Origin of the sequence: Rhodococcus sp. NPDC077669 (genome assembly GCF_040686915.1) — a bacterium.
In the GTDB taxonomy this organism is placed as follows: domain Bacteria; phylum Actinomycetota; class Actinomycetes; order Mycobacteriales; family Mycobacteriaceae; genus Rhodococcoides; species Rhodococcoides fascians.
In genome coordinates, this window is sequence record NZ_JBFBMD010000003.1 from 143122 (window position 1) to 155219 (window position 12098).

The 12098-nt window shown below is 63.8% G+C and carries 8 protein-coding genes and 1 pseudogene; 4 read left to right on the forward strand and 5 right to left on the reverse strand.

The features are described 5' to 3' along the window. Window positions 1-69: 69 nt before the first annotated feature. Complete coding sequence (locus AB0P23_RS05075; protein ID WP_135045441.1) at window positions 70-1131, reverse strand: cellulase family glycosylhydrolase; 1062 nt, start codon at window positions 1129-1131, stop codon at window positions 70-72. 391 nt (window positions 1132-1522) lie between these two features. On the opposite strand from AB0P23_RS05075, the gene AB0P23_RS05080 reads away from it, so the two are divergent. From AB0P23_RS05080 to AB0P23_RS05095, 4 genes are all read left to right on the forward strand, one after another. Beyond that, window positions 1523-3463, forward strand: a complete 1941-nt coding sequence (locus tag AB0P23_RS05080) for a hypothetical protein (protein ID WP_206498857.1) — start codon at window positions 1523-1525, stop codon at window positions 3461-3463. Window positions 3464-3561: 98 nt separating this feature from the next. Beyond that, window positions 3562-4968: a hypothetical protein gene (locus AB0P23_RS05085; RefSeq protein ID WP_155289504.1), complete on the forward strand. Its 1407-nt coding sequence runs from the start codon at window positions 3562-3564 to the stop codon at window positions 4966-4968. Beyond that, window positions 4965-6470, forward strand: a complete 1506-nt coding sequence (locus AB0P23_RS05090) for a glycosyltransferase (RefSeq protein ID WP_206498858.1) — start codon at window positions 4965-4967, stop codon at window positions 6468-6470. The genes AB0P23_RS05085 and AB0P23_RS05090 overlap by 4 nt, the downstream gene beginning before the upstream one ends. Further along, on the forward strand, window positions 6467-8113 hold the full coding sequence (locus tag AB0P23_RS05095) for a glycosyltransferase family 39 protein (protein WP_052062925.1): 1647 nt from the start codon (window positions 6467-6469) through the stop codon (window positions 8111-8113). The genes AB0P23_RS05090 and AB0P23_RS05095 overlap by 4 nt, the downstream gene beginning before the upstream one ends. Before the next feature lie 10 nt (window positions 8114-8123). Here AB0P23_RS05095 and AB0P23_RS05100 read toward each other — a convergent pair whose 3' ends face one another. From AB0P23_RS05100 to AB0P23_RS05115, 4 genes and pseudogenes are all read right to left on the reverse strand, one after another. Then, window positions 8124-8852, reverse strand: coding sequence for an amino acid ABC transporter ATP-binding protein (locus AB0P23_RS05100; RefSeq protein ID WP_174557188.1), 729 nt, complete (start codon window positions 8850-8852; stop codon window positions 8124-8126). A gap of 5 nt (window positions 8853-8857) precedes the next feature. Continuing rightward, a pseudogene (locus AB0P23_RS05105) lies at window positions 8858-10573 on the reverse strand (ABC transporter substrate-binding protein/permease). Window positions 10574-10698: 125 nt separating this feature from the next. Next, entirely contained in the window at window positions 10699-11463 is a 765-nt protein-coding gene (locus tag AB0P23_RS05110; protein WP_032367654.1) for an LLM class F420-dependent oxidoreductase, read from the reverse strand. 72 nt (window positions 11464-11535) lie between these two features. Continuing rightward, window positions 11536-12045 carry a TIGR04338 family metallohydrolase gene (locus tag AB0P23_RS05115; protein WP_032367655.1) on the reverse strand — a complete coding sequence of 170 codons (510 nt, stop codon included), beginning with the start codon at window positions 12043-12045 and terminating at the stop codon, window positions 11536-11538. Window positions 12046-12098: the final 53 nt, after the last annotated feature.

The following is a 12098-nucleotide window of genomic DNA, read 5'->3' on the forward strand; positions in this document are numbered from 1 at the left end:
ACGGCACGCTGTCACCCAAAAGCGAAAGTAAAGGAACGTTCAGGTGAAGTTGGGGAGAACGAGGTTGCCCTAACGTCCGATCGTCTGCCACAGCGGATCCGACGGTCCGATGTCGTAGGTGCAGTCCGTAGGCCGCGGATCCGGTACGAAAGCCCACAACAGCGCCCCTGCTGTACCAGCGGCACGCTGGCCGTCGATCTTCGCGGCAATACCGGTTGCTCGAGAATCGACATCGCCGCACGAGCCGGCGAGTTGACCGATCTCCCCGACCAGCAGGGGTTTGCCCACCGCGGCGCTCTGAGTGATCCGCCGCTGCAACCCGTTCCACTGATCTCCGGGCAGCGGCACGCCGTCGGCACCGTAATCGTGGTACTGCAACACATCGACGAAGGGCGACTGGGCGAGGTACTCGTACTCGTCACCCTGGCTTCCGCACTGGCCGCCGCCGGTGAGGCCCGCTGTGATCACAGTGCGAGGATCGACGGAGCGGAGCTGTTGTCCTGCAGTGTCGAAGAACGAGCGAAGCACCTCTGCAGCACCGGCCGTACACGTTCGGCTGGACCAGGAGCACGAGGTATCCGTGCACGAACTCGTCTCCGGTTCACCGACGAGCTCCCACGCAGCCAACGCCGACGAGTCCTTCCATCGATTCGCAGCGGTGAGCATCCATTGCTCGAAGCTGATCTTCGCGGTCGAGGTGGGCGTGCCGGGGGCCGTCGTCCAGCCGTCGACGTACCACTGCCTGTCTTTGAAGACGTTCCCCTCGCACGCCCCGTCCTGGGGTGACAGCACCGGTACGAGGAGTTGATCGTGAGCCTCGGCTGCGGCGAAGACCGCATCCATCGGCCCGAAGTCGAGGGCACCGGTGAATCGGTTGATCGCCAATGCCTGAAAGGCGTCGAACCGGGTCAGCGAATGCGGAGGAAGCGCCTCGAAGTAACTGTCCAGGTCCACCATCGCCCCGCATCCGGCATTGACCGACCAATCGGTGGCGAGTTGGTAGGCGTTGAACCCGGTCGGCCACCACGGTCGACCGTCGAGTGCGAGACCATCGGTGCTCGCGGAGACACGAGCGCCGGCAACAGGTGCCGCCGTGGCGGTCTCGGCCATGCCCGGTACGACCGTCGACATCAGGACAGCACCGAGAATGCACTGAAGAACTTTCGACGCGATGCGCATCGCCGTAATGGTAGACGCGGATGCGTAGATTCCGAAGCCGTCGATGACGAGCGGCTTTACCGAATTCGACTCCGCGCCGGAGGACATTGTCGGCTGTTGATCGACGGAATCGACAAAGAGCGAACTGAATCGCCGTTACAGTCGGAGAAACCGAATTCAACGGCGGGTTCTGGCGCTGTTTGCGTGCTGTGAGTATTGTGATCGGCACTCCGAAAGTCCTGCGCGCCAACGAGTCGCGCTATTCTCTTGACTCTCCGTTCATTTCGAAGACTGGACATTTCTCATGCGAATCGTTCGCGCTGCGTCTGTGACAGCTCTCGCCGTGGTCCCGATATTGCTTTCGGTGACCACAGCGTCGGCGCAACCCGGCGATCAGGACCAACCCACTGCTGCAAGCGCAGACGAGCTCTCTCGTTTCACTTTTCCCGAGTTGGGCTTGGGGCAGTCCACCACGGTCGACCTGACAGGACCGCGTACGAGGGTGACGGTGCCATCTCCTGCAGGGGCCGTTCCGTCGACCCTGAACGCGGTGCTGACCACGCCCGCTTGGCTCGATCGCGGGTGGGTCGACGTCGAATCGGACGGGCGTCCGATCACTCGTATCGCCCTCGACGGCGCTGCCCCGACCACTCCGGTGTCGATTCCGCTGGCCGCTACGCGAACGGTCGACGGAGTGATTCCACTCGATCTGATCCCTTCCGTCATTCCCGACGATCGCTACTGCCCCGATCCCGATTCGGACGCGGTCCGATTGATCGATGCGACCGTCGACTACTCGGGAGCGCCGGCCGTCCCGGGGACCATCGCTGATTTCCTACCGGTGCTGCTGCGCAAGTTGACGCTGTTCGTGCCCGCCACGCCTGACCGCGAAACTATCACCGCAGCAACAACTGTGGCCACATCCGTGGTACACCACTACGGTGCGCAGCCGGTCCAGGTAGAAGTGCGCCCGGACAGCGAGCTTCAGGGGGCGGTACCCGACGGCTCGTTCGAAAGATCGATCGTGCTGACGAAGAACTCCGACGCCGGTGCCGAGTTGATCTACCCCGTCGAGCAGGCTCCCCCACGGTTGTACCTCGCCGGTACGGGATCGGATCTCACCGATCAAGCCCGGTTGATCACCAGAGATCTCTCCCAGATCGCAATCGGCACCTCGGCATTGGCCGGACCGGGGGCACCCCAGGCTCGACTCGCACCCGATTCGATCACCCTCGACGACCTCGGAATCGGAGCCGTCTCCGGCACAGGAGGTTCCACGGCAACCGCATCTGTCGATATCGATCAGACGCGACTCGGACGATCGGCCGGGAGCGTGTCCGTGCACCTGATCGGCAGCTACACCCCGGGTGCCGGATCTGTGCGAGCCTCGGTCGACGGATCGCCACTCGAAGTCTGGGAGGCCGACGACACCGGCCGTCTCGATCGATGGATCGACATCCCGGATACCGCACTCTCTCGCGTGGGGACTCTCGATGTTTCCGTCGACCATCCGTCGGCCTCTTCCGGCAGCTCCTGCGCTGCCGCCGCCGAAACGACTGTCACCGTAGCCGGTTCGACGCTCGTGCGATCCACCGATTCGTCGTCACCGGTGCCACTGGGATGGCGGTCGATGCCGCAGGCCTTGATGCCGCAGTTCGACATAGCTCTCGCCGACGAGTCCTACGCCGGAGTTGTCCGGGCTGTCACCCTCGCGATCGGCTTGCAGCGGTTGTCGAGCCTGCCGCTCGATCCCGAGGTCGTATCGATGGAGCAGGCGCTCGACGGTAGCGCACCAGCCGTCGTGATTTCGCCTGTCGCAGAGCTTCCGGACTCGGTGACGCTGCCGCTGTCCTCGGTCGACGAGACGACCTTCCGAATCACGGACCCCGAGGCCGCGGGCGGTGCCACCGAGCTCACGGTGGATATCGCCGAGCCCTTGGCGACGATGCAGGTCACGTCGGTGCGCAGCAACGCCGTCCTCGTGGCGTCGTGGAATTCGGCACCGGACGAACTCGACGGCATGTTGTCCTGGCTCGATGCCGATCCGGCGCGGTGGTTTGCGCTGGACGGCGATATCCTCTTCGGCGCGCAGAACACGGAGCCGATGTCGTTGTCCAGCAGTGCATTGTCCGGAGCAGACGGCGCGGCGGCGGCCACAGACGACGGGACCTCCGATCGGATGGTGGTGGTCGTCGTCGGAGTCGGCCTGGCGGTACTTGCAGTCGGCGGCGTCGCTGCATTGGTGTTCGCCGTCCGATCACGTCGCTCGGCGCGCGATCCGGGTCGAGACAGCGGCTCGCAATGAGCGAGGATGGGCAGCTGCCGCGGTCTTTCACGCGGTTCAGGTTGTCTCGCGGCCCAATCGCCGTTCTGGTATTTCGGTGGTCCGTTCTGGTCTGCTGCGTGGTGGTGGCTTTCTTCTCCACCTGGGTGCGGCTTGCCCAGGAGGCAGCCGACGGAGCCATCACCGCATATGTTTTCGTGCTGCCGCTGCTGGCAGTGGTTGCGGCTCAGGGGGTGGCGCGGCGACGAGCCGACGAATTGCCCATCCACGACCGCCAGACCGACAACATAGTCGGCGGCATCGCGTTGCTGGTTTCCATCGCGATCAAGGCGCTGTGGCTACCCCGGTACGCAGACCAGTACGAACTCGCCCACTTGGATGTCTTGGCGGCACTTGCCTTCTTCTTCGGCGGGGCGATTCTGATGTTCGGGCTGCGGCCGGTCGGACGATTCTGGTCTGTGTGGCTGTTGCTGTTGGCGTTGAGTCCGCTGGGCTACCGGTTGGTCGCCATCGGATTCGGTGGCAGCAGGTTTGCGTATGCGGCGGTGATGGTGCTGCTGGCCGGCATCGCAGGTGCCATTGCCGTCGGCCGAACCGCACGTCGGGGTTGGCTGGGCTTCGGGTGCACGGTGTCGACCGGATTCGTCGTTGCCGCAGTCATGTTGGCGATGTGGCCACAAGTCGACATCGTCTGGTTGCAGCTCGTCCCGACCGTCGGCGCAGCCGCGGTCACGGGAGGTGCCTTCTATGTCGTGGCCCGTCGCGGTCGGTTCGACGCCCGGCAGCCGCGCCGGGTCGGGTCGCTCACGGCGAAGTGGTCGCCGAGCTCGAAGGCCGTTGCGATCGTTGCTGCGGTAGTTCTGTTCTTCGTTCCGCTGCCCGGTCGAATGGAGTTGTCGACGGTTGCGGGACCACCGGGACCGGTATCCGAGCCACTCATGCCACCCGTTGGCTTCACCCGAACGGACCTGCAGGAATTCGACTGGGTGAGGGCATTTTTCGGGCAATCGTCTTCGTTGGTTCGACAAACCATGCGAGCAGACGTCGGAAATCCCGCATGGGATGTTCGTGGGCGGCCACGGACGGTGGTGGTCGACGTGTTGTCCACTGCGAATCGGGCCAGTCTTGCTGTGTACCCGGAGAGCACGCTCTATCGGCTCTCCAACACCCGTACGAGCCATCCGCTGCGCATCGATCTCGGTCGCGGAGTGACGGGCTCCTTGTACACCTCCGTCAGTGACGCTCTGTTGCTCACCTGGACGAAGCTCGTATTCGATTGGGAACGAGGCGATGTGACGCAGCGTGTGACCATCATCAGCGTCGACAACCACGATGCCGATGCCGAGTTCCCACAACCGACGCCCTCGATGGCGTCGAATCTCGGAACTGCCATCGGGACGTTTCTGCGTGGGAATGCGGTGTCCGTCGACGACGATCCGGAGTACAAGGATCTTGAACTGCTGACCACCTTCGGGACCGGGTTGCTCCGCCAGCAGTGGCGCTCCGGGGACGGTTCGGCGAGATGAACGATTCTCGGAGTTCGCGGCCGTCGCCGCCCCGCGTCGGCACCGAAACGGCAGAGTTCAAAGCGGCGGCGCTCGACGATGCCATCAACGGGCTCGCCGTCCGAAATCCGTTGGCTTCGGCTGCGATTGCTTTCGTGCCATGGCAGAAGTACACGGCGATCGTGGCTGCGGTGCTCCTCGTTGCCTGTGTGGTGTTCGCCCCGATCGGGACTCTGCTCGCGGTCACGGTTCTATGCACCATCGGATATCTCCTGGCAATGATCGACCGCCTCCTGCTGTTCTCCCGCGGTCTCGACGCTGCCGCAATCGTCACCGTGACCGACGAGCAGGCTCGAGCGATTCCCGACGATCGGTTGCCGCTGTACACGATTCTGGTTCCGGCGTACGACGAGCCCGAGGTGGTGGGTGACCTCATTGCGGCGATGACGGGTCTGGACTATCCAGCCGAAAAGCTGCAGGTCCTGTTGCTGCTCGAAGAGGACGACGACGTCACCATCGAGGCCGCTGCGCGCAGCGGCGTCAGCGATCTCGTCGACGTCGTGCTGGTGCCTGCCGGCGATCCCCGCACCAAGCCGAAAGCCTGCAACTACGGCCTGCATTTCGCGACCGGGTCGATCGTGACGATTTTCGATGCCGAGGATCTGCCCGAGCAATTGCAGCTGCGTCGTGTCGTGGCGGCATTCGAGCGGCTGCCCGACACCGTGGCCTGTGTTCAGGCAAAGCTGGCGTTCCACAACGGTTCTCAGAATTTGCTGACCGGATGGTTCACCGCGGACTATGCACTGTGGTTCGGATACCTGCTACCGGGTCTGATGGCCAGCACGTCGCCGATCCCCCTCGGCGGAACCTCCAATCATCTTCGGCGCGATGTCATCGACGAGGTCGGTGCCTGGGACGGGTTCAACGTCACCGAGGATGCCGACCTCGGTGTCCGAATCGCGGCCTCGGGCTATTCCACGGCGGTTCTGGACTCGACCACCCTCGAAGAGGCGAACAGCGATCCGATCAACTGGGTACGCCAGCGGTCCCGTTGGTACAAAGGCTATTTGCAGACCTGGCTGGTGCACATGCGCAGGCCGCTCGCGACCGTTCGCGTGCTCGGACCGGTGGGCACCTACAGATTCACCCTGCTACTCGCGGGAACGCCCATCACCGCGTGCATCAACATGGTTTTCTGGTTCACCACGGCAGCGTGGATTCTCGGCCAGCCGACGCTGATCGCGCAACTCTTTCCGCCGTACATCTACTACTTCTCGTTGTTGTCTCTGGTGGTGGGCAACATCGCCACGATCTACATGTACTTGATCGCAAGCAGGGAGAGCGACAACGCCTACCTGTTGGTTCCGAGCCTCACGATGCCCCTGTACTGGGTGATGATGAGCGTGGCGTCCATCAAGGGCTGTTGGCAGTTGGTACGTAGTCCGTCCTACTGGGAGAAAACTTTTCACGGCCTGTCCGGACCCGCGCCGGAGACCGGCCCCAGCGAGGAGCAGACCCCATGACGTCGCGGACCCCAGCGGTCGTGTTCGGTACCGCTCTGGCGGGCTACCTGGCGGTGGGACTGACTCTGAGCATGCGGTTCGGCTACATGCTGGGGGATGCGCTGTCGCGAACCTCGGCTGCGCAGGCGGTGTTGCTCAGCCGGGATCCGCACGTCTCTGCCATCGGGTTCATCTTCACGCCGTTGACCGCGCTGGCACAATTGCCGATTGTCGCCTTCGCATCCTGGTGGCCGGGTATCACCCGGTGGAACATCTCGGGTATTGCCGTGTCGGCTGTGTTCATGGCCGGTGCAGTGGTGATGATCCACGGAATCTGCCGAGATCGTGGACTTCCCGGTCGTTACTGCCTACTGGTCACGGTGTTGTTCGCGGTCAACCCGATGATCGTCTTCTACGGAGCCAACGGCATGAGCGAGGCCGGGTTCCTGTTCTGTATGTGCTGGGCGGTGCGGCGGTTGATTCGATGGGTCGGCACCGACGATGTGCACGATCTCGTTCTGGTCGGCATCGCTCTGGCGCTCGCCTTCCTCACCCGCTACGAGGGTGTCGTCCCGATAGCGCTCACCGCGGTGCTCGTGGCGGCCGTCACGGCACTCCGCCGGGGTCGAGTGCATTGGAAAGAGATGCGGCGCAGAGCAATTCTCGACGCTGTACTCGTTGCCGGCCCCGGTGCGGCAGCCTTCCTGGTCTGGATTACCACGAGCTGGTTGATCACCGGCGAAGCGCTCGCGCAGCTGTCCTCCAGCTACGGAAACGCCGCGATTCTGGCGCAGTCCGGTGGGTCCAGTGGCGACTTGTTGAGCACCGGCCTGTTCTCCCTCGCTGCAATGATTGCCTTGGGGCCGACGTTGGCGGTGTCTCTACCGCTCGCGACGGTACTGGCGATACGTCGCCGGGATCTCGAGTTCTTGGTTGCCCCCGTGCTTCTGGGCGGGGTGCTCGCATTTCAGGCTGCGAGCTACATCACCGGCTCCACGTTCGGCTTCCTGAGATTCTTCGTGTGCGCCGTACCTCTGGCCGCTGTGGTTGCGGTGCAGCTGTTTCCGGCCGGTCCAGACCTGGCCACCCGACGCGCGGGTGCGTACCGAAGGAACCGCCCCGCCTTGCCTGCCCTGCGTTCCGTGGCCGCGGCCGGGGTCGTCCTTCTCTGTGCACTCGGTCTTCCGATCACCGGGTGGGCGATGGTGCAGCCGTCGTTGTCGAGTCAGCAGTACGCACTCGGGGCGCTCTTCGACCGAAATCCCTCGGCCGACGACCCTCGGGCTGTGGCAGCCCGGCGAATCATCGACTCGTTCTCCACCGAACGCCGACTCGCCTCTTATCTCGACAGTCAGGATCTACCCGAGGGCTCGATCCTGGTCGACACCGTCTACGGGTTTGCCGTCGTGGCGGCGTCGGAGCACCCGACCCGGTTCGTGATTCCGTCCGACCTCGACTTCACCAAGATTCTCAACGACCCGGCAACCGGAGGCGTGCGATATCTGTTGACCGTGCCGAACGAGGGCCGCGGGGTATCCGATGCGATCAACCGGCGGTACCCCACCATTTACGACAACGGCGCAGAACTGTATCCACTCGTTCTCGAAGTACCGAACGATGGTGCCGATCAACCGAACTGGCGCCTGTATCAGGTGCCAGGCTGACCGGTCGCTGCTACAGCACCTGCGAGAGGAATGTCTTCAGTCGATCGGTGTGCGGATCGTCGAACAACTGCTCCGGCGTTCCGGTTTCGACGGCGCTGCCGTGATCCATGAACAGGACCTTGTTGGACACCGACCGAGCGAAGCCCATTTCGTGGGTCACCACGACCATCGTCATGCCGCCCTTGGCGAGGTCGGCCATCAACGCCAGCACTCCCTTGACCAATTCCGGGTCCAGCGCAGAGGTGGCCTCGTCGAAGAACATCACCTCAGGCTTCATGGCCAGTGCTCGCGCGATGGCGACGCGCTGCTGCTGGCCGCCGGAGAGATTGCCCGGACGCGAATCCGCCTTGTTGGCCAGGCCCACCAGTTCGAGCTGCTCCATCGCGGCCGCGCGCGCCGCATCCTTGTTGAGCCCCAGCAGCTTCTGCGGCCCGAGCGCGATGTTGTCGGCGACGGTCTTGTGCGGGAACAGGTTGAAGTGCTGGAACACCATGCCGATGCGTTGACGAAGTTCGTCGGGATTGTCCTTCAGCACCGACTTGCCGTCGAGCAGGATGTCTCCCTGCTCGGGCTCGTGCAGGCGATTGAGGGCCCGCAACAGCGTGGACTTACCCGAGCCCGAAGGCCCGATGACAGTGGTGGTCTTACCTGCGTCGACATGCAGGCTCACCCCACGCAGAACCTTGTTGGTACCGAACGACAGGTGAATGTCCTTGCCGGTCAGAGAAACTGAAGTCACGTCGGCTACCTCTCCACCACGATGGATGTTTCGACGGGACCGAGGGTGCCCGAGGTGTCGGCCTTACCGGATCGCAGGCGTCGGTCGATGTAATTGACCAGGTGCGTCAGCGGGATGGTCAGGATGAGATAGAACAATCCGGCGGCCAGCAGCGGCGAGAGATTGCCGGTCTGGGCGGCGGTGTCCTGGCCGACGCGGAACAATTCTCGTTGCGAGGCAAGCAGACCCAGGAAGTAGATCAGCGAGCTGTCCTTGATCAACGAGATGAACTGGTTGACGATCGCAGGCAGCACGCGCCGAATGCCCTGCGGCACGACCACCAGGTTCATGGACCGTCGGTAGCTGAAACCCAGTGCGCGGGAGGCTTCGAGCTGCCCGGAGTCGACGCTCTGGATGCCGGAGCGGAAGATCTCACCGAAGTAGGCCGCTGCCATCAACGACAGCGCCAGGATGCCCAACGGGAACGGGCTTCTACTGCCGGTGAATTGGGTCAGCGTCGGGCCGAACCCGAGGCCGATGAGCAGGATGACCACGGCGGCGGGTAGTCCACGAAAGATGTCCGTGTACACCCGCGCCGGCCACCGCAGCCAGCGGGTGCGGGAAATACCCGCCACCGCCAGCCCGAGTCCGATCACGGTACCGATCACTCCCGACGAGGCCGCCAGAATGAGGGTGTTCGGCAATCCGACCGTAACCAGTTTGGGAATGGTCTCGCCGATCAGTTCCCAATCGAAGAACGTGTCGTACAGATTCGACAGAGTGCTCATGAGGTACGAGTGCCCTTACGACGCCGGCAGAACGGACGCCTTGCTGCCCGGCTTCCAGTCGGCGGGGACCTCACGGTCCGGGTACCACTGCTTCTCGAGCGTGCTCCAGGTGCCGTCGTCGACCACGGCGTCGAGGCCGGCGTTCAGGGCGTCGATCAACGGCTGATTGTCCTTGGCGACGGCGTAGGCGGTGAAGTTGGTGGTGTTGATGGTCTTCTCCAGAATGGAGACACCGTCCTCGGTCTTGACCTGACCGGTTGCCTGCTGCGACGGCGCGACCCAGGCGTCGACCTGACCGGACTTCACGTTCGCGTACGCGGTGTTGTAATCCGGGAACCGCACCGGCTCGATGCCGAGGGTGTTGGTGACGTAGTCGTCCTGCACGGTGCCCTGCACCACGGCGATGCGCTGATCGGCGTTCAACTCGGCGATCGTCTTGATCGAGTAGTCGTTCTTCGCGACCAAGGCCATCTCGCCGAAGTCGTACCCGTTGGTGAAGCCGACGGTCTGACGACGGGCGTCCGTGGTCGAGATGGACGACGAACCGGCGTCGTAGACCTTGTTGTTGACCGCTGCGAGCAGGCCCGAGAACTCGGTCGCCGAGAACTCGACGGTGAGGTTCAGCTTGGCTGCGACGGCTTTGAGCAGCTCGTTGTCGAAGCCGGTGAAGTTGCCTGCATCGTCGATGAAGATGTTCGGCGGCGCGTCGGACAGGGTGCCGACGTACAACGTTCCCGGCTTGATCAGACCGAGGTTCGCGGTGTCGATCTGATCGAGCGCGGTGACGCTGTCGGTCGTGTACTTGTCGAGCGAGGCCTGGTCGGAACCGGCCAGAGCGTTCTCGCCGGTGCCACCCGAGCTTCCGTCGGAACACGCGACGGCTCCGAGCGTGAGTGCGAGCGTCGCAGCAACTGCTGCGATGGCACGGCCTCGTAAACGACGTGTGTTCAAGATGAAGCTCCTAGGTGCAATCGGGAGGGACGAACGAGGCTATCGTGCCGATGGAGGCACACGACAATCACATTGCAGTTGTATGAAGCAACCCGCTTGTTCCCGAAATTCCCTCACCTCAATCGCGTTTAGCGGTGTGCGTCCCGCCACGCGATGGCCTCGCCCAGTTCCGTGAGGTCGTAATCCGGTCCCCCGGTACCGACGGTGAACAGCGTGGCTCCGGCGTCGACGAAGTCCTGCGCGGTGTCCGCGCCCGGCCACGAGACCGAGCGGGTGATGCCCGAGGTGTCCCGCCCGACGGTGGTGCCGTGCTCGGCGAGGATCTCGGATTTACGCTTCAGTGCATCGAGGTCGGCGAAGCTGTGCCAGATGTGGGCGTACTCGGCCACGAGCTTGAGGGTCTTCTTCTCACCGCCGCCGCCGATGAGGATCGGGATGTCGCGCGTCGGGGCCGGGTTACCGACGTCGAGGCGGTGCCGGATCCTGCCGAGGCTCTCCTTGAGCAGCGCCAGACGTGAACCGGCCGTACCGAATTCGTAGCCGAAGTTGTCGTAGTCCTTCTCGTTCCATCCGGCACCGATGCCGAGAATCAACCGGCCGCCGCTGATGTGGTCGACGGTGCGCGCCATGTCTGCCAGCAGGTCGGGGTTGCGGTAGCCACCTCCGGTGACGAGCGCGCCGATCTCCACGTTCGACGTCTGCTCGGCCCAGGCACCGAGCATCGTCCAGCACTCGAAATGCGCGCCGTCGAGGTCGCCGTACAGCGGATAGAAGTGGTCCCAGTTGAAGACGATGTCGACCCCCGCGTCTTCGGACCGCAGCACCGCGTCGCGGATCAGCTGATAGTCGGGCGCGTGCTGGGGCTGAAGCTGAACACCGATCTTGACGGTCATGTACGTCTCCTCGTCGTGTGGGCTGTCTCACCCATGATGCACCTCGTTTCGCGCGATGGACGTCGATCGAGATCAGCCGACTCGTACTCCGCTCTCGGCCATCATCGCTCGGAGGACGAACCCGGCCTCGGAGCCGACGATGTCGCCGACCAACGTGATGTAGCGATCGACGAACGCTCCGCCGTGCTGTTGCTCGTCCTCGTCACCGAAGTGGTGAGCCAGTTCGTGGAGCACCACCAGCTCGCGCAGCGCCCAGGCCCGATTGCCCTGATGCAGGGGTACAGCGATGGTCGCGGCGTCGCGTTCGTAGTGGGCGGCACCCGATCCGGATCTGGCCCGGACGGTCACCGTCCGACCGGCGTCGGGCCAGGTAGTCGCGATCCAGTCCAGCGCCAGCACCGCATCGACATAGCTCTGCACGGATTCCAACGAGGCGAACTTCCGCTCGATCGGCAGCGTGATCTGTGAGCCCAACACCGTCACGACGCGGTTGTCGCGCTCCTCGGCTCGATCGAACATGATCCGCACCATCTGTTCGGCGTCGTACACCGCCGACCGCTGCGCATCCCTCGGTCTGCTCACTCGTCCAGCTTAAGCAGGTCGAGTTGTTTCCGTACCGGCGCTCGCCTAAGGTT